We start from the raw sequence: 20,914 nt of genomic DNA on the forward strand, positions 1-20,914 counted from the left end.
TCGAGATGTATCGAGAATAAGAATTTTAGTCTTAAAATAGTTCTCGATACGATTTTTATGCTAAAAATCACTCGAACTGACATTAAGGATTTAATACAAAAAGTTGAATGGTCTATTCTAGTTTTGTCTCAACTTGTCTAAAAACCGTAGTTCTTTCCGAATGCTGTGAATAATTATACCAATAATCACAGCAATAGACCCAAATCCTGAAATCAAAAGATAAAGGTAGAAGCCTTCAGAGAATTCACGTTTAAAATAAGGCAAGAGCAGATAAAAACCATAAATATATAGTGCTAAACAAATTGGTGTTATGAGGTAATGTATCCAAAACCGCAGTTTGTAATGTTTTCTCAGATAGTCCTTAAAAGATTTACTATCCAGTGTTACTAGTTTAGCTTCTTTTAAGTAAATCGTCCTTAATTCTAAGACGATTCTAAATACCAAGCTCAAAATCATCAATGACAAGCCTAGCGCAAAATTGTTCCACTGATTCGGTGATACAAAAATGGTATAGCCAATCAGTATGGCTACTGTTAGACTCATTATTAATACAGACCAGAATTGTCTTCTGCGTTGGGTTTTTGCTTTGCTAATAATAGCTTCAGGATTACTGATGGTCTTATCATCCTGACTGTTCCATATAGTGTTTAATACATCATTTTCCATTTGTAATACATTTTAAAAGCGATTTTCTAATTCGGTTTAACCGTGTTCTTAACGTACCGTGGGCTAATCCAACCGTTTCTGCAATGGTTGCCTGTGGTATATCTTCCAATTCTAAAAGGATAAGGGATTTGTTTTGTTCTGTGAGTTGATCAATACAACTGTACATCTTTTTAAGTCTAGATTCATGTGCATGGATGTCCTCTTCACCATGGTTGTCTTTCAAAATAGCTTCATTTATTGGGATATTCTTTCTGGTTTTTCGCAAATCACTTAAGCAAGTATTTACAGCTATTCGGTAGATCCATGTGTCCACCGAAGCCTCACCTTTGAATGATGTTCTATAATTCCAGACTTTTATAAATGTCTCTTGCAACCACTCATTAGCAAGGTCTCGGTTACCTGAAGCATAACCCAAACATAGCCTTTGTATTTTTGGTGCGAGTGCGTTATACAGCGCTGTAAAGTCTTTTTCTGTAATCATTATTGAGTTGATAAAATCGTTTTCATGGTACTCAAAAACCACTCAGGTTGGTCTAACATAACAAAATGTCCAGCTTCTTCTGCTAAAATAAAATTATAATCTTTTAGATTTGCGTATTGGTCTTGGTAGTTTTTTGTGACCACCTCTTTTCCAAAAGGTTTGGTTGCTGCAATAATCGTTGTAGGTATACTTATGTTTTTTAAATCTTTCCTTAGGTCTAATTTAAGATAATCTGTGTAGCCATAAACATAGGTTTTTCGGTCAGCTTTTAGTATCCATTTTTTTATGTCCTCTTGAGCTTCTTTATTAACGCTCATACCTTGCGACATCATTGTTGCCATTTGTTCAAACTGAGTGCTATCCATGGCCAATTGCTGATTGTTATAAGGACTATCGTACGCTAGGTTATCTGGGTTAAAATCAGGAATCATTAAAGCTCCAGCAGCAGGCAATGCATCTACAATAATGATGTTGGACACTTTTGAATTTTCTCTACTCGCCAACCAGGTAGCAATAGTCCCTCCTAGGCTATGACCAATTATTGTCACGTTGTCCAAATGATGTTCTGAAATGTAGTTGTTGAGAGCATCATTTACTTTAGGTAACCAAGGAAATTCAATAGGAGCTTTACCATTAAAACCTGCTAAGGTCACAACATGGCATTCATAAGATTTTTCTAGTTCTTTAACTACAGCATTCCAAACTTCGCCAGGCACAGTAAATCCTGGAATAAAAATAATTGGGCTGCCTTTTCCAGAAACCTCTACGTGTATCGGTTTGGCAGTGTCTTCCACTTGAAATGTGAAAGAGAAAAATGTTGAAAGGATTAATAATACGATTGTTTTCATGGTTTTTAAATTTTTGATTTGCCTTTAGATGCAACAATCGTAAAATGTTACATCAATAATCATTGAAATTTTATTTCAGAAAACGTTATCGTAGATTTTTAAAGGTCTTCACGCTTAAAAGTACATAAATAAATATCTTCGCATTTTATATAGAAGTATAATCTCATGATGCTAGAAATGAAAAGGACCTTATACCTTTTATTGCTGTTTCCAGTAATGCTTTCGGCACAAATTAACGAAAGCGATTCGTTAAAGATTAAAGCTGACCTATCACTAACAGGCTTTTGGCAAGGTGGTAATGTTGAAACCCTAATCTTTAGGGCCAAGTCTGGTGTGACTTACAAACCTTGGAAAAAATGGGTCGTCAAAACCCAAAACTCGTACGTATATCAGGAATTTGGTAAAGTAAAAGCTGATGCCGATTTTTTAAGTCTCAACTTCTTGTACTTTAATCCGGAAAAAAAGATTTATCCGCAGTTATTGGGCTTTTTAAGTACCAATTTTAGACGCGAAATCAATGCACGATCACTGTTGGGTGGAGGAGTTACGGTTCAAGCGTATAAAAAGGATAAGAATTGGTTAAAGTTTTCGTTGACCAGTGAATACGAGCAAACCAACTTTAACAACACTAACTTTAATCTAAACGAGTACGATGGCAAAGATGAAATTGATACGTGGCGTGGTACGGTTTGGGTAAGCGGAAAGTATTACCTATTTAAGGATAAGGTCATTGTAAGCCACGAAAGTTATATACAACCTTCTTTAGAGGAAAGCAATAATTACCGTTGGCAAGCCGATTTCGGGCTTGAATTCCCCATTTGGAAATTCCTCAACTTTAAAATCAATTACTTGCATACCTTTGAAAGCATTGTGGTACAAGACCAAAAACGCGAAGACCAGTTTTTAACCTTTGGGTTCACCTTAAAGAGTTATTAAGGCTAACGCATTACAGCTCAGATATGGATAAAAAAAAAGATTGTCTAACAAGACAATCTTTTTATATTTAACTACGAGTTAAAGGGTTGGTATTACCAAACAACTTCAACGTCAATAGCATTTAATCCTTTTTTTCCTTGTTCTGTTTTAAACTGAACTTTGTCGTCTTCTTTGATGTTATCAATTAAACCTGTAGAGTGAACGAAAATATCCTCGTTAGAATCTTTTGAAGTGATAAAACCAAATCCTTTGGCGTTGTTGAAAAATTTTACTGTGCCTTCTTGCATCTTACTTGTATTTTAAAGTTAAAAAATTTGTTTGATCAAGAATAGGGTATTCGTTTAGACTTTCATGAAAAGCCATAAAAAGCCCTTCGAAAGTTTTTTGAGTCTTAAAAAATAAAGTAGTGATAAAATAAAGAAGGAAAGAAGAGCTGAGCTCTTAAACTGCAATTACTGTATATTACCTTAATATTAAAAGGTGTTCTATCTTGAACGGGACAAACATACGCTATTTATTGTTATAAAACTGATAATTAGTAAAAAAACATTTTATTTTTTTAATTCTCTTATAATAAAATGGTCTTGAAGACCAAAAATGCAAAGGTTAATTTTTAACTTTTGAGTTTACCTTAAATGTTTTTGAAGTTGAATCTAGATATTCGCTTACTTTAATGATACCATCTTTTTAATAGGCCATATCCAAGCATAGGCTAGTTACCTATTAAAAGTTATAAACAAAACTACAAGGGGATATACGTCACCAATAGGGCTTGTATTACAAACAACACCACAAAAGGAATAAACAAATAGCCTACCACATCCCTTGCTTGTATTTTAATGCCTTTGCCCATGACTGGGAAAACAATCAACAAAAAGAAGGGTTGCAGTAAATTGCTAAGACTTTCGCCATAGGCCACAGCCATAGAGGCTCTGGCGGTCATTGCCGTGACTTCAGTAGGTGACCCAAGACCTTTCACCATATTAATAATACTTGGACCTATAACGGCAAATTCACCTCCAGCAGAAGGTATGGCAAAGTTGATGACTCCTCCCGTCAAATAAGCAATAAAGGCATAGCTTTCTGGTGTGGCGACAGATGCCAAAATATGGCTAATTTTCTCACCCAAACCAGAAGCCATCATTATACCCATAATGCCTGCATAAAACGGATATTGAAACAATACTCCAGAAATATTGCTGCTGGCACGTTTCATGGCGATACTGTAGCGCATAGGCGTCATATGCAAGAACATTCCAGTCACAAAAAAGATAAAAATCATAATATTGAAATTGAGGTCAAAACCCTTGGTGGTAAAGTGGTAGATGATATAAATCAGTCCTAAAATTGCTACGGTAATCTGTAGCCAGCCGGCATTATTTAAACTGTCGGACAAGGCTTTGTAAGGCAATTTATACGAATGGGCTTCCTCTTTTACGGAGTTTTCCTCATCGTCTAAAGCGGCCTGTAAGTCTTTTAGTTCCTTGCCTTCATGTGATTTTGGAATGAGCAGCCATATCAAGATTGGTGATATCACCACAAACAGTAAAATCATAACCATATTAAGTGTTGATCCTAGGCTATAACTGGTGGAAATAGTATCGTTTAAAATATCTTTTTGTACTAAAAAATTGTTTTCGGTATTCAATAATAATGCAATCGAACTCGATAGTCCACAGACCCAACCATTAAAAGAAAAATATACACAAGCTACCAAAAAAGGGTAGTGGATCCCTTTATTTCGTAGGGCCAACTCACGTCCTAAAATGGCTGTAACCACAACCATCCCAAAGCTAATTAATGATAACAGAGCGCCAAATGCTATGATAATCAAGTACACCTGTGTTGGTGTTTTTATGAATTTGGAAATATAGTCTATGCCTTTTTTTACGGGAGAGGATTGCGCAATGCAGTAGGCCGTTATAATGATGAGTACAATTTGCATCCCAAAAGCTAGAAGATCCCAAAAACCGTTATACCAGCCTGCTAATATGTCTATGGGTTCACTTTCAGTAAATGCCAGCGCCAAAACACCTGTAACTATGGTTAATAAAAGGGCAAACACATACGCACTTGGCATGTATTTGGTGAAACCGTCTGTAAATTTCTGGCCGAGTTTGGTGAGCATAGTTATGTTAGTTAGTGCATCTAATATAATGGATTTGTAGAAATTATCTTTTAATACTTCTATGCTCTTAATAATACGTTAATTAACAATTGGTTACTGTTCTTTAACAAGTCGCTAACAGGCTTGCTTTTAAAATCGGTCTACCTTGAACTTAATTTCATCAGCAAAACACGTTTGGTTATGTTTTGAAAGGTCTGGTTGTAGTTGGTACCAGGCCTTTTTTTCTACAAAGTATCATCCTGAACTCCTATCTACCTGCAAGCAGGTGTTTTAGGATTTTTATGAAACTAAAATCAATTAACTAATATAATTCCAAATATTTCGATACTTGCTCATTTGTCGGTAGGTGTTCAAAACAACCTTGTGTTCTGGTAAGGCCAAGCTAGGGTCGAGGTTTAAAATAGATTTAGCGTGGTATCTGGCACGTTCAAGAATGTCTCTATCCTTTACAATATCTGCAATTCTGAGGTTTAGCACACCACTTTGTTGCGTGCCCATAATATCACCTGGGCCTCTGAGTTTTAAATCGACTTCTGCAATTTCAAAACCATCACTTGAACGTACCATGGTTTCTAATCGGGTTTTACTGTCATTACTCAATTTATGACCAGTCATTAAAATACAATAGCTCTGCTCAGCACCTCGACCAACACGACCTCTTAACTGGTGTAACTGTGATAAACCAAAGCGTTCGGCACTTTCTATGACCATTACAGACGCATTTGGAACGTTAACACCAACTTCAATGACGGTGGTAGCCACCATGATATTCGTTTTGCCATCAGCAAAGCGTTGCATTTCATAATCCTTGTCGTCAGCTTTCATTTTACCGTGTACAATGGAGATTTGATAATGAGGAGTAGGAAATTCTCTAGCAATACTTTCATAACCATCCATTAGATCTTTATAATCCATGGTTTCGCTTTCTTGAATTAAAGGATAGACCACATAGATTTGTCGACCTTTGGCGATTTCGTCTTTCATGAATCGAAAAACTTTTAGCCGATTATTGTCACAACGATGCACCGTTTTTATTGGTTTTCTACCGGCAGGTAGTTCGTCTATAATGGAGATGTCTAAGTCACCATAAACAGACATGGCTAAAGTTCTTGGAATTGGAGTCGCGGTCATGACTAATACATTTGGAGGTAACTCATTTTTATGCCATAATTTGGATCGTTGTTTCACTCCAAAGCGATGCTGCTCATCAATAATAGCGAGCCCTAAATTTTTAAATTTTACCTTATCTTCAAGTAGGGCATGTGTGCCAATTAAAATCTGTAAATTACCATTTTCGAGATTTTCGTGAATTTCTTTTCGTTCTGAAGTTTTGGTTGAACCAGTCAATAATGAAATGCTGATATTCAATTTATTACACCACTCAAGTAATCCGTTATAATGTTGGACTGACAAAATTTCAGTTGGTGCCATTAAACAGCATTGAAAACCATTGTCAAGTCCCATGAGCATTGACATAAACGCTACTATGGTCTTTCCTGAACCTACATCTCCTTGCAAAAGTCGGTTCATCTGTGCATTGCTACCTAAATCTGCCCTAATTTCTTTAATGACACGTTTCTGTGCGTTGGTCAATTCAAAGGGTAAATGCTCATTAAAAAAGGTGTTGAAATAGTCTCCGACTTTATCAAAAACAAAGCCTTTAATTTTTGATTTATGAATTAAATTTTTCAGAATCAGTTGCAATTGAATGTAAAATAACTCTTCAAATTTTAGTCGAAATTGTGCTCTTGCAAGAAGTTCCGGAGACTTTGGAAAATGCACATTGAAAAGCGCGTCGGATTTCGATAGTAATTTCAATTCACCTCTAATGGAATCGGATAAAGTTTCGGCATATCGTCCTTTGGTTTCCAGAAACAACTGTTGCATTATTTTGCTAACCACACGATTGGTAATGCCTTTGTTGGATAACTTTTCGGTAGAAGGATAAATGGCTTGCATGGCAGAACGCAAGTTGCTTTCGTGCTCTGAAAGCAATTCTAGTTCTGGGTGCGGCATATTGAATGTGCCATTAAACCAGTTGGCTTTTCCAAAAACAACGTAAGGTTGACCTGTTTTTAGGCTTTCTCTAATCCATTTCTGTCCTCTGAACCACACGAGTTCCATAACACCAGTATCATCTCTAAATTCGGCTACTAGACGTTTGCCTCGTTTTTGGGCAACTTCTCTAAAAGCAGTTATTTGTCCAACGACTTGTACTTCAGCGCTATTGCGCTGTAGTTCATTGATTTTATAATATTTTGTGCGGTCAATATAACGATTAGGGAAAAGATTGATTAAATCCTGATAAGTGTGAATACCTAGCTCTGAGCGCAACAAATCGGCTCGGTTGGGTCCAACTCCTTTAAGGTAATCGATAGGTGTTTGTAAATTCACACTCATAATTGCGAATTTACCAAATTCTTATAAAGCTAGAATTTTAAAATTTTGTTATTTATAAACTGTTGCGTTTAGCTTTTGCGTTAAAAGTTTTACTTTGGTCTTATCCTTGATTAGAATGGAATTATGAAAAGAATTTTGATTGTGTTTCTTCTGTTTATTTCTGTGTTTTCTTATGCCCAGCAAACGGATTATGTGGATTTTCTTAAATGCGAAGCATTAATACATTTCAAGCCTGATTCTTCTAAGGTTTATGCTGAAGGAAAGTACATCTTGAAAATTTTAAAAGATGTAGATTCTGTATTCTTAGATGCAAAAGATTTTAAGTTTAATATGATGTTGCCATATTATTGGGAAAATAATGCGTTTCGCTATTCTCATGACGGAAGTAAAATTTGGATGATAGGTGATTTTAAAAAAGATAATAGCTATGATTTTTGGTTTGAATATCAGGCTACACCTAAAAAGGCACTTTATTTTGTTAAGAGAAACAATGAGTCTCAAATCTGGACCCAAGGTCAGGGAAAATATACAAGTAATTGGTTGCCAAGTATTGATGATGTCAACGATAAAATTGAGTTTGACCTTTACGTAACTAGTGATGAAAACTTTGAGGTTATAGCTAATGGAAAGTTAACAGACAAACAATACTATGACTCAACGATTACATGGTATTACAATATGCAAAAACCAATGTCTAGCTACTTAGTTGCTTTAGTTATAGGTAAATACAATAAAAAAACAGAAACTTCAAAAAGCGGAATTCCACTGGAATATTATTACTATCCTGAAGATTCGTTGAAAGTAGAACCAACCTATCGTTACTCTAAACAAATTTTCGATTTTCTGGAAGAGGAAATAGGGTTTGCCTATCCTTGGCAAAACTACAAACAAGTGCCAGTGCACGATTTTTTGTATGCAGGTATGGAAAACACAAGTTGCACCATTTTTTCAGATGCTTTTGTGGTAGATTCTATTGGCTTTAACGATAAAAACTATGTTAACGTGAATGCGCACGAGTTGGCACATCAATGGTTTGGCGATTTAGTTACCGCAACCTCAGGTGAGCATCACTGGATGCAAGAAGGTTTTGCAACATATTATGCCTTGTTAGCTGAGCGCGATATTTTTGGTGATAATCATTATTATTTCAAACTATATGAATCTTCTGTAGATTTAGGACGACAAGATTTGGCAGGTGAAGGCACGTCGCTTCTTGACCCTAAATCAAGTAGTTTAACCTTTTATCAGCGTGGTGCTTGGGTGCTTCATGCATTGAGAAGTTTGGTTGGAGATGATGTGTTTAAAAAAGCAGTAAAATCCTATTTAGAAAAGCATCAGTTTACAACTGTTGAAACTTCAGATTTTATACAGGAAGTAGAACGATTTTATGGGAAGTCTTTAGAACAATTCGTTAATGTCTGGATTAAGCAAGAAGATTTCCCTGTAGATGCCGCTTTTGGTTTGCTTCAAAATGAATCTACTTTTATCAATGAGTATCTCATGGTAGATTGCCAGGCCAAAACGTCAAAATGCGAAGAGTATTTAAAATATTATGTCTCAGACGAAGCAAAGGTTAAGGTGATTTCTCAAATGCCAGAATTGGTAACAAATGATACCTTTAAACATGGTTTTAAGGTAAGGCAAGCAATTTCGCAATACGTTAGGCAGATACCAAAAGAGATCAAGGAAAACTATGAAACGTTGTTAGATGATAAGTCTTACATCACTATAGAAAATGCTTTGTATAATCTTTGGACGTCATTTCCTGAGGACCGCGCAAAATACTTATCTAAAACTAGAAATGTAGTTGGTTTTAATGATAAAAATGTACGCCTGCTCTGGATTGCCTTAAACCTGAATACTCCATTTTATCAAGCAGATAACAAGCAAGGGCTATTTGAGGAATTGGTGAGTTATACTTATGAGCGCTATAATGCTGACCTGCGCATGAACGCTTTCAACTATCTTAAGCTTATGAATGCATGCAATGACGCCTGTAAATCCAATCTTGAAGAAGCAAAGTCGCACCATAACTGGAGAATGGTTAAGTTTGCAAAGGACATGTTAGAAAAATTAGAGGATAAACAGTAATGCGAGCATTAGTCATTTCGGGTGGTGGAAGTAAAGGAGCCTTTGCGGGAGGTGTGGCACAATACCTCATGGAGCACGAAAAGCGGGAGTACGATATGTTTTTAGGGACGTCTACCGGGAGTTTGTTGGTGCCACATTTAGCACTGAATAAGATAGATAAGATCTACGAGATCTTCACTAATGTTCAGCAACAGGATATTTTTAGTGTGAGCCCTTTTGTACAGCGAAAAAAAGGGGATAGGGAATACGTGTCTATCGATTTTATCAATTCCTTATGGCAGTTTGTTAAAATGAAACGCACTTTTGGCGAAAGTAAGGCGCTTAAGAGAAACATACGAAAGAACTTCACTTTAGAAGAATACGAAGAAATAAAAGCTATAAGACATGATGTCGTCGTTACGGTTTCTAACTTGTCCATGAATCGCGTGGAATATAAGTCAATCAACGATTGTACTTATGAAGAGTTTTGTAACTGGATTTGGATTTCGTGCAATTACATTCCGTTTATGTCTCTTGCCATGGTTGATGGTTATGAGTATGCCGATGGTGGCTTGGGTTGTGTGATTCCGATTAGAGAAGCGATTTTGAGAGGTGCTACAGAGGTGGATGCTATTGTTCTTGAAGCTGAAAATCTTGGCAAACAACGCGTACTCGGAAAAAACCCATTTTCCTTGATGATGAATTTATTTGGGCATTTGCTCGATCAGGTAGAGCGAAACGATATTGTTATTGGGCAGTTAGCTGCAAAAAACAACAATGCTAAGCTAAATTTGTACTATACGCCAACCAATCTTACTGAAAACTCACTGATTTTTAGCAAGCGACTGATGGAAAAGTGGTGGCAACAAGGGTATGACTACGCTGAAAAAAAACACTCTTGTAGTAATTAGTTTTAAATGTGAAGTATTAAGTATAAAGTGGTGCTTGTAAAATGAAAAAAATAATTGCAATAGGCACTAGACATCTACCACATTTCACTAACTTCTTCTTTTATAAACGACAATGCTGCATTACTTGGGGCAGGTTTGTCCATAAGCTCGGTTAAAACTACTTCACGTAACTTATCGGCACTATCGGTTTTTTCATTCATATTAGCTTTTCGAACAAGTTGAATTGTCGCATTTTTTGCAGCCAAAATAATGCTCCAACATTGATCACTAACATAGATTTGCTGGGTTAGATTATGTTCAAACTCTTGTTCAATTGTTGCTACAAGTAAATTTTCGTAATCCTCTTTATTTGAGGACATTGGACTTACTCTTGTTAGTAGTTTTTGTGGTTTAATACGTTCTAAAAAAAGAGACATACGCTCATAAGCTTGTAACCTTAGTGGAAACGATTCTTTTTGTAAATCTTTATTCAGTAAAAAGTGACGTCTTTTGTTTTCATTATCCATGTGTTCTCTAAAAAACAAATAAGCAATGGCTCCAGTTACAAGAGCAGGAATAGTGTACATTAAAAGATTGAGAAGTTGTTGTTCCATAAAAATTAGTTGTCCTTTTTGCCGCCAAGATAAACACAATCTTTTAAATCTTGCATGCTTTTAAAATGAACTGGTGTTTTTTCGTAGTTAAATGTGTGTTTAAATTCTTTTGTAAGGTTGTGGTCATCAACATTCATTTCGATATCGCGCATATTAAACTGGCATGGATGTTCATAACCAGCAGCATGTGTAATTTCCATAACTTCTTTTCTAAAGGTTTTGAAATATTGCGCAAGCCTTTCAGATTTTAAAGGTACATTAATACCATTCTGTAACCATTTTTTCTGAGTGGCAATGCCTGTAGGGCAACGGTTGGTATGACAAATCTGCGCTTGTATACAGCCAATACTCATCATAGCTTCACGCGCCACATTGATACAGTCTGCTCCCATAGCAAAAGCCATAGCAGCCTTTGCTGGAAAGCCAAGTTTTCCACTACCAATAAATATAATGCGATTAGTAAGATTGTGTTTTTGGAAAAGCTTATAAATATCACTAAATCCGTAAACCCAAGGAAGGGAAACATGATCTGCAAAACTTGGTGGAGCTGCTCCTGTACCTCCTTCGCCACCATCTATGGTTATAAAATCAGGACCACGATTATCACGTTCCATAATTCGAGCCAGTTCTTCCCATTGTTCGAGTTTACCTATGGCAGCTTTAATACCTACAGGCAAACCTGTAGCTTCAGCAATACTTTCCACAAAATCTACTAACTCTGGTACTGTAGAAAACGCTTTATGATTTGGCGGAGATAATACTGTTTTTCCTACTTCAACACCTCTAATCTCAGCAATCTCTTTAGTAATTTTTTTTCCTGGAAGCACTCCGCCTTTTCCTGGTTTAGCGCCTTGTGATAGTTTGATTTCAATGGCTCTGATAAACGGATTGTCTTCTACTAATTTTACCATTTTTTCCATTGAAAAACCACCATCTTCAGCTCTAACACCAAAATAGCCTGTTCCGAAATGAAATACAACTTCACCACCATTACTGTGATATGGGGACAAACCACCTTCACCTGTGTTATGATAAGCACCTGCCAATTTAACACCTTTGTTTAACGATTCTATAGCTTTAGCAGATAATGAACCAAAACTCATAGCAGATACATTTATGATTGAAGCTGGTCTGTAAGGTCTTTTACGCTTGTTATAAGCTCCCATAACTTTAGCGCATGGTGCAAAGGTTTTGTCTAGTGCACTTGGATGATTCTCTTCAACTTTATATGGCATCATGGCATTGTTTATAAAAATATGCTGATGTGCATAAATGTCTCTATCGGTTCCAAAACCTTCATAATTATTTTCCTGTTTTGCCGAGGCATAAATCCAACTACGTTCTATGCGGTTAAATGGCAGCTCTTCTCTGTTGTTAGCAACAAAATACTGACGCATTTCAGGACCAATGCTTTCTAACATATATCGTAAATGGCCTACAATAGGGAAGTTGTGACTAATGGTGTGTTTGCGTTGAAAAAATATGTCTCTAATGGCTACGAGTACTAAAAAAATAATAATCCAAAGCCACCAAGGAATATTACCTAAGAATTCTAAAATGGAATCCATAATTTGAAATAAAGTTTGCACTAATATATTGAAAATTGATCATATCAGTTCTTGATATTTTGTTTATAATTAATGGATTTAAAGTATGGAAAAACCTAAGACAATATGTAATTTCACGGTTTGAAAAAATGAAGTCTTGGAAAAGTATCTCAGTCAACTTAACGACGCACAATTAGCACCAACATTACAGAAAGATGGACCAATGATTGTTATCGCTGGTGCAGGTTCTGGTAAAACACGTGTGCTTACATATCGAATAGCGTATTTAATGAGTCAAGGAGTGGATGCCTTTAATATTTTAGCATTAACCTTTACCAATAAAGCGGCTCGTGAGATGAAGGGTAGAATTGCAGCTATAGTAGGCGATAGTGAAGCTAAGAATCTTTGGATGGGTACATTTCACTCAGTGTTTGCTAAAATCCTTCGGTTTGAAGGACATCATTTAGGTTTCCCGAGTAATTTTACCATTTACGATACTCAAGATGCACAAAAACTAATCGGTTCTATTATTAAGGAAATGGGACTGGATAAGGACATCTACAAAGCCAAGCAGGTCTATAGTCGTATTTCATCTTACAAGAATAGCCTCATTACAGTAAAAGCCTATTTTAATAATCCTGAGTTAATGGAAGCCGATGCTATGGCTCGCCGACCAAAAATGGGAGACATTTACAAGGAGTATGTAGAGCGCTGCTTTAAGGCAGGCGCGATGGATTTTGACGATTTACTATTGAGAACTAACGAGTTGCTAACCCGTTTTCCTGCGGTTTTAGCACAGTATCAAGACCGCTTCAGATATATTTTGGTAGATGAGTACCAAGATACCAACCATTCGCAATATCTTATTGTTAGAGCATTGTCGGACCGTTTTCAGAATATCTGCGTTGTAGGAGACGATGCACAGAGTATCTATGCCTTTCGTGGTGCAAACATTAATAATATCCTTAATTTTCAGAAGGATTATGATGATGTAAAAGTCTATAGATTGGAACAAAATTACCGCTCTACTAAGATGATTGTAGGTGCGGCAAATTCTGTAATAGAACACAATAAGACTAAACTTGATAAAATTGTCTGGACAGCCAATGATATTGGCGAAAAGGTGATTGTACACCGTTCTATGACAGATGCGGACGAAGGCCGTTATGTAGCAAGTACCATTTGGGAAACCAAAATGAATCAGCAACTACAAAATAGTGATTTTGCAGTACTCTACAGAACAAATGCTCAGTCTCGTGCTATTGAAGATGCGTTAAGAAAGCGTGATATTCCATACAGAATTTATGGCGGCTTATCGTTTTATCAACGTAAGGAAATTAAAGATGTAACTGCTTACTTACGATTAATTTTAAATACTTCAGATGAAGAAGCTTTAAAGCGTGTAATTAATTATCCGGCTAGAGGAATTGGTCAGACCACAGTAGATCGTTTGATTGTAGCCGCTAATGCTACAGGCAAGACCATTTATGATATTATGAAGGATAGTAATAATGTGTCAATTGATATTAACAGCGGAACCAAAAACAAGCTTAAGGACTTTGTAGCACTGATTGAGAGTTATAAAGTGATGAACCAAAATGCAAATGCGTTTGAATTGGCAGAGCATGTTACCAAAACCAGTGGACTTATACGTGAGTTAAATAAAGACGGTACACCTGAAGGGGTTACCAAAATGGATAACGTACAAGAATTATTAAATGGTATTAAGGATTTTGTTGAAGGACAGGTAGAGGTTGCAGATAGCACAGGCTCATTAGCCGAGTTTTTAGAAGATATCGCTTTGGCTACAGACTTAGATGGAGATAAAGGTGATCCTAATCATGTGGCTCTAATGACCATTCACTTAGCAAAAGGTCTTGAGTTTCCTCACGTATTTATAGTTGGTATGGAAGAGGATTTATTCCCAAGTGCCATGAGTATGAATACTAGAAGCGAGCTAGAAGAAGAACGACGCTTATTCTATGTGGCTTTAACACGTGCAGAAAAGCAAGCCTATCTGACATATACTGTTTCACGTTACCGTTGGGGAAAATTGATTGATGCTGAACCAAGCCGATTTATTGAAGAAATTGAAGACGAGTATATAAATATTACAACTCCTTTAAAAGAGCAACGATTCAATCCAATGTTAGATGCTTCAATTTTTGGTGATATTGAACCCAACAAGATTCGTTTTGCAAAGCCTAAATCTCCAAATTTCAGAAAGAAAGAGACTAGAGAAAAACCTGAAAGTTTTAAAATCAGTACACCAAAGAAACTAAGGCCAGTAAGTCAATCTAATGGAGTTTCAAATTTATTTGATACCAAACTAACTGTTGGTAATATTGTTAACCATCAACGTTTTGGTAGAGGCGAGGTTCTTAAAATTGAAGGTGCAGGAGGCGATTTAAAAGCCGAAATTAAGTTTGAAAATGGTGATACAAAAAAACTTTTATTGCGTTTTGCTAAGCTTGAGATTATTTCATAGTCACTGACGCAACCATTTGAAACTTTTCTTATCTATAAATAAACTTTTGATTATGCTCAAAAAGCTCCATTTAGCAATTTTGTTAATTCTAATCACTGCTTTTAGTTGCGAAGACACAGAGATACAGAACAATATTAGAGTTTTGGTACAAGGTAATGTTGTAGACCAAAACGCACAACCTATTGCTGATGCCAATATTCGGGTTTATGCAGATGCAGATACTTTTGGAGCAGATCGTGTACTGTTAGGTGAAGGTGTTAGTAATGCTTCAGGAAATTTTAGTGTAACTTCATTGTTTGGGCCTAACACCTTATTTTTAGTAGATGTCACGTTTGGTGATCAGTTTTCTATTTATCGTTATCAAACCAACACAGAAGAGTTCACTCCTAATGATCTTATTTTCAACTTAGAAACAGTAGAACTAAAAGCACTAACAAATTTCACTTATAATATCATTAGGGAAAGTGGTGAGGATAATACGTTACAGTATAGATTTACTTATTTTGATGCTAACTGTACTGAGGTATATGAGGAAAGTGTTTTAGATGAATCTCAGAGTTATTGCAATAGCATCAGGTTTACAGGTTCTACCTTAAATAATTTATCCCCAAATGCTGAAAACAGAAGCTTTATTGTGCCATTGCAATCTCAGGTTGAGTTTAGCTATAGCCTAAATCAAGGAGATGAAGTTTCTGAAATTATAACCATTAATTCTGCAGATTATGCGTTTGAGTTTAGTTACTAAAGCTTTAATTATTCTTGTCTTTGGTTTACGCTTAAACGCTCAAAACGACAGCATAAGTCAAAAAACTAAAACCTCAAAGATTTCTTTTTTGTTTGATGATGAACGTCAATATTTTGGATCTATGTCTTTAACATATCAAAGCCCAATGCCTTACGGTAACAATTTTGTAGGTGAAGGGTTTGATGGAAAAGGCGGTTATAATTTCAAATTTCAGGTTTATGTGTTTAAAAACTTCTTTATAGGCTTTAGTTATGGTTTCAGTCATTTTAATAACACAAACATAGCATTACTAGGTAATTATAATGAGAGTGATATTGAGGAAATTTCTGGTGTTTTAGGCTATGAATTTGTTCCTCTGCCTAAGGTTAGGTTAGGTGTTAACACTTCAATTTTTGGAAATGCTACACTAACAAATTCAATTCAATCTGGCTATGGCAATAGAGACTTCGGAAAACTAAGAAACTTTGGTGTAACATTAGAGTATGAGTTTGTAAGAAATCTAAACATATTGTTAGAATACAATTGGCGAAAAATTAAATCAGAAATAAGGGTGCCAGATGAGTTAGCTCCATTCTTTGATGAAGGAATTTATAATACGTTAAATATTGGTTTAAAGTTTAATTTTGGGAATGAAGCTTTGGTGGATAAACTGTCAATATAAAGGTCAATAACAGAAAGTTACTTCACCATACACACCGAATTGATATTACCATCATCATCGTATTCTTTTACGGAATTTGCTGGATCTGTAATCCACTCTCCGTCTACAATAAATTTATAATGGTGTTTTCCACCTGATAGACGTTTGTTATAAACCCAGCAATTATCCTTCTTGGTCATCTCGCAGTCATCTTCGCACCAATTGTTAAAATCGCCACTAAGAATTACCTTTTCTGCATCTGGATAATCACAAAGTTTAAATGTTACATTTTTTTGTACATCAATTACAGAATTATAACCACCATACTCATTTTCAACTTTTGATGGGTTTTGAGGGTCTATAATCCAAAGGTGCTTATCTATGATAAATTTATATTGGTAAATATCTGGCCTTAATTGTAAGGTAACTTCCCAACCATCTTCTGTTGGTTTCATTTTAAAACCAGTTTCATCCCAACGGTTAAACGTACCACTAAGAATGACTTGTTCTGCGTCATTATAGCCCTTTAGTTTAAAAGTAACATTGCCATAATCTGTTGCAAAAGCACTGTAGAGCTTAAGGTTATAAACCATAAGTCTCTGGCCTTTATAATCTATGGCGTCTACGATATTTTCAAAATCTTCAGAGGGTTCTGCCCAATGATACCCATTGACAATAAACTTAAATTCCCAATCAAAATCTGATGTAAAAACGGAAAGATCCTTGCGCAATTCGTAAACTCCATCACTAACTTTTGTCATTTTCCATTGGTCTTTAGCCCAATCATTAAATTCGCCAGAAACACATACATATTCTATTGGGTCTCCATTGTTTTTTATGTTAGGATAGTCGTTAACATTGAATATAAATGTAAGCTTGTCACCATCAATCTTATAACCCTTTTTGTTTTGGGAATTAATGTTGATGGTTAAAAATAAGAGACCTAAAAAAGGTAGTAATATCTTGTTTTTTATTGTCAAGGTTCTGTAATAGGATTCGCTATAAAATACAGCTTCTTTTTCCTGTAATTGATTATTGTTCTTTTTTGCACGAAGAATTCAAAACCTAAAATACCATCTAAGCTAGTACCAAAGGCATCGTTCATTTTTCTTAAATTGGTAAGCACTGTTTTCATTGGGCCAAAGTAAATTGAATCATTCAGTTTTACCTTATACAATTTCCCTGCCAAAACTTTCTTCTTCTTACCGCTGGCACCAGTAAGTTTCAATTCTCTGCTAGGATAAAAGTAATCTAAAATTTCTGAATCTAGATTGTTATTTAGCTGATTGTATTCAGCAGCTGTATCTAAACCAAATTGCACTTTTTTATTACCTACATAGGCGTCAAGTATAATAGTATGCTTTTTTAGATTAAAATCTATACTGTCTTCAATGGTTTCTGCATATACTTTATCAGATAGTTTATTACCATTTTTATCTATTCTGTTTAAGGTTAATTGGTTAAGGTGCATATCTATAAAGATTTCAAAATCTTTAAGAACGCTATAACCAATGATGCCCAGGAGTTTAATTTTTTTGGTTTCTTCTATGTGAGATAGGTCGATGACATCAGCATTGAGTTTTTCGAGATTAATATCATTAATGCTCAAGAGATTAAGATGTTTCTCCTTAACGTCTTCAATATTATCGTTTACGCCGCTTTTTTGCTCACCATCGTCACCATATTTTCGAGTAGGTTTAAAATGAACACTATTTAAAATTAGCGTTTCGGAGCCAGTGTCTACAATAAAGTCACCTATTTCGTCAAGAATCTCAACTTCAACAACAATGAGTTGATCTATGACCTTAAATGGTATACGTGTCGTAGAGGCATTAACAAATTCTGCTTTTGTGAAAAAGAAAGGAGGAACATCCTTTATAGGCTTGACTTCTGTTGCAAAAATATTTGCGGTGAACAAGAGTACGATGATTATTTTGATTGATTGATGCATACTATATAGACTGAAAATGGGGAATAAATGTTACAGTCCCAAAAAAGATTATAATTTTTTTAGCATTTATATGTATCTTTAAGTTATGGCAGAATTCATTAAGATATATCCTGAAAATCCCAACCCAAAAGCGGTTCAAAAAGTCGTTGAAATTCTAAAGAGAGGTGGTTTGGTAATTTATCCAACTGACACTGTGTATGGTCTTGGTTGTGATATTACCAACATTAAAGCTTTAGAACGTATTGCGCAAATAAAGGGTTTAAAACTAGAAAAGTCTAACTTTTCATTTGTATGCGAAGATTTAAGCAACCTAAGTGATTATGTAAAACAAATAGACACCTCTACATTTAAAATTTTAAAACGTGCTTTACCTGGCCCATATACGTTTATTTTGCCAGGTTCAAAGAGATTGCCAAACCCATTTAAAAGTAGAAAAACCGTAGGTATTAGAGTACCAGATAATTCTATTTCTTTAGCTTTAGTGAGTGCATTAGGCAACCCTATTGTATCGACTTCCATTAGAGATGAAGACGATATTATTGAATATATGACAGATCCAGAATTGATTTTAGAAAAATGGGATAATTTAGTCGATGTGGTTATTGATGGAGGTTATGGTGGTAATGAAGCTTCTACAATAATTGACCTTTCTGGCGATTCAATAGAAGTTGTAAGAGAAGGAAAAGGAAGCTTAGAAATATTTTAAATTTGATTTAAAATCTTTGTCCCTTTACTGCTGTTAAAGTAAAACAGCATGAGCGAAATTAATCCACAAACCAAAAATCCAGTAAACAAAGGTGTTACAGAATCAGTAACATAAGTTCCTATATAATCTGCAATAGGTACAGCCATTACTGTAGAGATAAATCCGTTTAAAGCAGAGCCTATGCCAGCAATATGTCCCATAGGTTCCATGGCCAATGCACGTAGATTTCCAAATAGAAATCCTATAGTAAAAAATTGAAGCGCAAAAAATGTAATGAGGATTTCAATATTAGGATTGCTGCCAGAGTTGAAAAGAACAACAAATATCAGTGATATTATTATAAAACTTATCATGGCGGTGTGTACAATATTTTTCATTCCAAATCTAACAACTAGTTGACTGTTGAAGAATGTTGCCAAACCAACAGCAATGGCTAGACTTGCAAAAATAAGTGGAAACTCATCAGCTAGATTATATTGCTTTTCAAAAATACGTTGCGAAGTACTTAAGTACACCATAAATGATCCTGTGATGAACCCAGATAACAAGGTATAAATAACCGCAGAGCGTATTCTAAAAAACTGAACCGTCCCTGTTTTAAAAATGGTTAGTCGGTAAGGTATACGGTATTTGTCTTTTAATGTTTCGGGTTGTCTTAACCAAAACCAAAGGACTACCAAAACACCGAATATTAAATTAAACGTAAAGATGAATTTCCAATCATAATGGGTCATTAAAAACTGACCAAGTGTAGGTGCAACAACAGGGACAAGGATAAATACCATTACTACAATAGAAAGAATCTTTGCCATGTAATCTCCTTCATAAGAATCCCTTACCATGGCAATGCACATTGTTCTCGGTGAAGCCAGGGCAATGCCCTGTAAGACTCTGCCAAAAAGCATCAATTCAAAACTTTTAGTTGTAATACATATTAAAGAAGCTAGGATAAAAAGTAAAAAACCCGCATATACAATAGGTTTTCTTCCAAAACTGTCTGATAGCGGACCAAAAATAAGCTGTCCGATACCCAAACCTAAAAAAATAGAAGTAATGAGTTTTGGAAGCTCCAATGGTTCTGTAACACTGAGGTGATTTCCAATTAATGGTAAAGCAGGTAAAACAGCATCGATAGATAGGGCAACAATAGACATAAGTGCTGCCATAAGTACAACAAATTCAAACTGTGATCGCTTTTGTTTTTCCATAGCACAAAAGTAAGCTATTTATTACCTACTTTTGAGAGGAACGTGACTAGCAATATTAAACCTTTGTTAAGATGCTTACAGAAACACTTATAAAATTATTTAAAAGAGATCTCGAAAAATTAAAGCAAGAAATTGAAGCTTATAAAGAAGAAGAAAATTTATGGATTGTAGCTAATGAAATTTCTAATTCTGCAGGCAATTTATGTTTGCATATTATAGGTAATTTAAATCATTTTATTGGAGCGGTTTTAGGAGATACAGGTTACATAAGACAGCGAGATTTAGAGTTTTCCCTTAAGGATATTCCAGTAATAGAAATGATAAGACAAATAGATGATACCATTAGTGTTGTTGAAATTGCATTAAGCAAGTTAGCGGAAGAAGATTTACAAACTGAATATAGCCAAAACCCCTTTGAAGACTATATGTCTACGGAATTTTTTCTTGTACATTTGTTAACGCATTTAACCTATCATTTAGGGCAAATTAACTACCATAGGAGGTTACTTCCCATATAAGAAATTTAAATTTTTTAGAGGCAAATTGTTAAGAATTTGTTCATAAATATTTAGACCATTTTTTCATTATTGAATTTT

19 protein-coding genes are annotated in these 20,914 nt (G+C 35.3%); 8 read left to right on the forward strand and 11 right to left on the reverse strand.

Going from position 1 to position 20,914, the window contains the following annotated elements; translation table 11 throughout:
* Positions 1 to 117 precede the first annotated feature (117 nt).
* Genes ACPX19_RS10930 through ACPX19_RS10940 form a run of 3 tightly spaced genes read right to left on the reverse strand, consistent with a single transcriptional unit; the run spans position 118 to position 1,995 of the window.
* Positions 118 to 666, reverse strand: coding sequence for a hypothetical protein (locus ACPX19_RS10930; protein ID WP_426430040.1), 549 nt, complete (start codon positions 664 to 666; stop codon positions 118 to 120).
* Entirely contained in the window at positions 656 to 1,147 is a 492-nt protein-coding gene (locus ACPX19_RS10935) for an RNA polymerase sigma factor (protein ID WP_426430041.1), read from the reverse strand. Before ACPX19_RS10935 ends, ACPX19_RS10930 begins: the two co-directional genes overlap by 11 nt.
* Positions 1,147 to 1,995 carry an alpha/beta fold hydrolase gene (locus ACPX19_RS10940; protein WP_426430042.1) on the reverse strand — a complete coding sequence of 283 codons (849 nt, stop codon included), beginning with the start codon at positions 1,993 to 1,995 and terminating at the stop codon, positions 1,147 to 1,149. Before ACPX19_RS10940 ends, ACPX19_RS10935 begins: the two co-directional genes overlap by 1 nt.
* Before the next feature lie 177 nt (positions 1,996 to 2,172).
* Here ACPX19_RS10940 and ACPX19_RS10945 point away from each other — a divergent pair, with 177 nt between their 5' ends.
* The gene (locus ACPX19_RS10945; protein ID WP_426430043.1) at positions 2,173 to 2,931 is read left to right on the forward strand and encodes a DUF481 domain-containing protein; all 759 of its coding nucleotides are present in this window, start codon (positions 2,173 to 2,175) and stop codon (positions 2,929 to 2,931) included.
* Positions 2,932 to 3,023: 92 nt separating this feature from the next.
* Here the strand turns inward: ACPX19_RS10945 and ACPX19_RS10950 are convergent, their stop codons facing one another.
* From ACPX19_RS10950 to recG, 3 genes are all read right to left on the reverse strand, one after another.
* Entirely contained in the window at positions 3,024 to 3,218 is a 195-nt protein-coding gene (locus ACPX19_RS10950; RefSeq protein WP_320556334.1) for a cold-shock protein, read from the reverse strand.
* A 455-nt stretch (positions 3,219 to 3,673) separates the two neighbouring features.
* Positions 3,674 to 5,059, reverse strand: a complete 1,386-nt coding sequence (locus ACPX19_RS10955; protein ID WP_426430044.1) for a short-chain fatty acid transporter — start codon at positions 5,057 to 5,059, stop codon at positions 3,674 to 3,676.
* Positions 5,060 to 5,356: 297 nt separating this feature from the next.
* A complete protein-coding gene (gene recG / locus ACPX19_RS10960; RefSeq protein WP_426430045.1) occupies positions 5,357 to 7,459 on the reverse strand; it encodes an ATP-dependent DNA helicase RecG in 2,103 nt (700 codons plus the stop codon).
* A gap of 123 nt (positions 7,460 to 7,582) precedes the next feature.
* On the opposite strand from recG, the gene ACPX19_RS10965 reads away from it, so the two are divergent.
* Together ACPX19_RS10965 and ACPX19_RS10970 are read left to right on the forward strand one after the other, a co-directional pair.
* Complete coding sequence (locus tag ACPX19_RS10965; protein WP_426430046.1) at positions 7,583 to 9,550, forward strand: M1 family metallopeptidase; 1,968 nt, start codon at positions 7,583 to 7,585, stop codon at positions 9,548 to 9,550.
* Positions 9,550 to 10,440, forward strand: a complete 891-nt coding sequence (locus ACPX19_RS10970) for a patatin-like phospholipase family protein (protein WP_426430047.1) — start codon at positions 9,550 to 9,552, stop codon at positions 10,438 to 10,440. The genes ACPX19_RS10965 and ACPX19_RS10970 overlap by 1 nt, the downstream gene beginning before the upstream one ends.
* A 74-nt stretch (positions 10,441 to 10,514) precedes the next feature.
* Here the strand turns inward: ACPX19_RS10970 and ACPX19_RS10975 are convergent, their stop codons facing one another.
* Both ACPX19_RS10975 and ACPX19_RS10980 read right to left on the reverse strand, forming a co-directional pair.
* Entirely contained in the window at positions 10,515 to 11,033 is a 519-nt protein-coding gene (locus tag ACPX19_RS10975; RefSeq protein WP_426430048.1) for a hypothetical protein, read from the reverse strand.
* Between the two features lie 5 nt (positions 11,034 to 11,038).
* On the reverse strand, positions 11,039 to 12,601 hold the full coding sequence (locus ACPX19_RS10980; RefSeq protein ID WP_426430049.1) for an FMN-binding glutamate synthase family protein: 1,563 nt from the start codon (positions 12,599 to 12,601) through the stop codon (positions 11,039 to 11,041).
* Between the two features lie 136 nt (positions 12,602 to 12,737).
* On the opposite strand from ACPX19_RS10980, the gene ACPX19_RS10985 reads away from it, so the two are divergent.
* From ACPX19_RS10985 to ACPX19_RS10995, 3 genes are read left to right on the forward strand one after another with little or no spacing between them, the layout of a single operon-like run.
* On the forward strand, positions 12,738 to 15,068 hold the full coding sequence (locus ACPX19_RS10985; RefSeq protein ID WP_426430050.1) for an ATP-dependent helicase: 2,331 nt from the start codon (positions 12,738 to 12,740) through the stop codon (positions 15,066 to 15,068).
* A 52-nt stretch (positions 15,069 to 15,120) separates the two neighbouring features.
* On the forward strand, positions 15,121 to 15,813 hold the full coding sequence (locus tag ACPX19_RS10990) for a carboxypeptidase-like regulatory domain-containing protein (protein WP_426430051.1): 693 nt from the start codon (positions 15,121 to 15,123) through the stop codon (positions 15,811 to 15,813).
* Positions 15,791 to 16,474 carry a hypothetical protein gene (locus ACPX19_RS10995; RefSeq protein ID WP_426430052.1) on the forward strand — a complete coding sequence of 228 codons (684 nt, stop codon included), beginning with the start codon at positions 15,791 to 15,793 and terminating at the stop codon, positions 16,472 to 16,474. Before ACPX19_RS10990 ends, ACPX19_RS10995 begins: the two co-directional genes overlap by 23 nt.
* Positions 16,475 to 16,491: 17 nt before the next feature.
* Here the strand turns inward: ACPX19_RS10995 and ACPX19_RS11000 are convergent, their stop codons facing one another.
* Both ACPX19_RS11000 and ACPX19_RS11005 read right to left on the reverse strand, forming a co-directional pair.
* Positions 16,492 to 17,433, reverse strand: a complete 942-nt coding sequence (locus tag ACPX19_RS11000) for a hypothetical protein (RefSeq protein WP_426430053.1) — start codon at positions 17,431 to 17,433, stop codon at positions 16,492 to 16,494.
* Positions 17,430 to 18,404, reverse strand: coding sequence for a hypothetical protein (locus ACPX19_RS11005; protein ID WP_426430054.1), 975 nt, complete (start codon positions 18,402 to 18,404; stop codon positions 17,430 to 17,432). Before ACPX19_RS11005 ends, ACPX19_RS11000 begins: the two co-directional genes overlap by 4 nt.
* A gap of 85 nt (positions 18,405 to 18,489) precedes the next feature.
* Between ACPX19_RS11005 and ACPX19_RS11010 the strand changes: the two genes are divergently transcribed.
* The gene (locus tag ACPX19_RS11010) at positions 18,490 to 19,110 is read left to right on the forward strand and encodes an L-threonylcarbamoyladenylate synthase (protein WP_426430055.1); all 621 of its coding nucleotides are present in this window, start codon (positions 18,490 to 18,492) and stop codon (positions 19,108 to 19,110) included.
* Here the strand turns inward: ACPX19_RS11010 and ACPX19_RS11015 are convergent.
* Positions 19,107 to 20,318, reverse strand: a complete 1,212-nt coding sequence (locus ACPX19_RS11015; RefSeq protein ID WP_426430056.1) for a multidrug effflux MFS transporter — start codon at positions 20,316 to 20,318, stop codon at positions 19,107 to 19,109. The two genes, ACPX19_RS11010 and ACPX19_RS11015, sit on opposite strands and share 4 nt — an antisense overlap.
* 71 nt (positions 20,319 to 20,389) lie before the next feature.
* On the opposite strand from ACPX19_RS11015, the gene ACPX19_RS11020 reads away from it, so the two are divergent.
* Positions 20,390 to 20,836: a DinB family protein gene (locus ACPX19_RS11020; protein WP_426430057.1), complete on the forward strand. Its 447-nt coding sequence runs from the start codon at positions 20,390 to 20,392 to the stop codon at positions 20,834 to 20,836.
* The last annotated feature ends 78 nt before the right edge of the window (positions 20,837 to 20,914 follow it).

The organism is Winogradskyella sp. HB-48, from assembly GCF_049942685.1.
In the GTDB taxonomy this organism is placed as follows: domain Bacteria; phylum Bacteroidota; class Bacteroidia; order Flavobacteriales; family Flavobacteriaceae; genus Winogradskyella.

What these genes read in the sequence shown, in the direction of transcription:
- ACPX19_RS11010 (WP_426430055.1), top strand. Translation starts at nt 18,490, where the DNA reads ATGGCAGAATTCATTAAGATATATCCTGAAAATCCCAACCCAAAAGCG.
- ACPX19_RS10950 (WP_320556334.1), bottom strand. Translation starts at nt 3,218, where the DNA reads ATGCAAGAAGGCACAGTAAAATTTTTCAACAACGCCAAAGGATTTGGT.
- ACPX19_RS10965 (WP_426430046.1), top strand. Translation starts at nt 7,583, where the DNA reads ATGAAAAGAATTTTGATTGTGTTTCTTCTGTTTATTTCTGTGTTTTCT.
- ACPX19_RS10975 (WP_426430048.1), bottom strand. Translation starts at nt 11,033, where the DNA reads ATGGAACAACAACTTCTCAATCTTTTAATGTACACTATTCCTGCTCTT.
- ACPX19_RS10990 (WP_426430051.1), top strand. Translation starts at nt 15,121, where the DNA reads ATGCTCAAAAAGCTCCATTTAGCAATTTTGTTAATTCTAATCACTGCT.
- ACPX19_RS10940 (WP_426430042.1), bottom strand. Translation starts at nt 1,995, where the DNA reads ATGAAAACAATCGTATTATTAATCCTTTCAACATTTTTCTCTTTCACA.
- ACPX19_RS10930 (WP_426430040.1), bottom strand. Translation starts at nt 666, where the DNA reads ATGGAAAATGATGTATTAAACACTATATGGAACAGTCAGGATGATAAG.
- ACPX19_RS10995 (WP_426430052.1), top strand. Translation starts at nt 15,791, where the DNA reads ATGCGTTTGAGTTTAGTTACTAAAGCTTTAATTATTCTTGTCTTTGGT.
- ACPX19_RS10970 (WP_426430047.1), top strand. Translation starts at nt 9,550, where the DNA reads ATGCGAGCATTAGTCATTTCGGGTGGTGGAAGTAAAGGAGCCTTTGCG.
- ACPX19_RS10945 (WP_426430043.1), top strand. Translation starts at nt 2,173, where the DNA reads ATGAAAAGGACCTTATACCTTTTATTGCTGTTTCCAGTAATGCTTTCG.
- ACPX19_RS11020 (WP_426430057.1), top strand. Translation starts at nt 20,390, where the DNA reads ATGCTTACAGAAACACTTATAAAATTATTTAAAAGAGATCTCGAAAAA.
- ACPX19_RS11015 (WP_426430056.1), bottom strand. Translation starts at nt 20,318, where the DNA reads ATGGAAAAACAAAAGCGATCACAGTTTGAATTTGTTGTACTTATGGCA.
- ACPX19_RS10955 (WP_426430044.1), bottom strand. Translation starts at nt 5,059, where the DNA reads ATGCTCACCAAACTCGGCCAGAAATTTACAGACGGTTTCACCAAATAC.
- ACPX19_RS11005 (WP_426430054.1), bottom strand. Translation starts at nt 18,404, where the DNA reads ATGCATCAATCAATCAAAATAATCATCGTACTCTTGTTCACCGCAAAT.
- ACPX19_RS10935 (WP_426430041.1), bottom strand. Translation starts at nt 1,147, where the DNA reads ATGATTACAGAAAAAGACTTTACAGCGCTGTATAACGCACTCGCACCA.
- recG (WP_426430045.1), bottom strand. Translation starts at nt 7,459, where the DNA reads ATGAGTGTGAATTTACAAACACCTATCGATTACCTTAAAGGAGTTGGA.
- ACPX19_RS10980 (WP_426430049.1), bottom strand. Translation starts at nt 12,601, where the DNA reads ATGGATTCCATTTTAGAATTCTTAGGTAATATTCCTTGGTGGCTTTGG.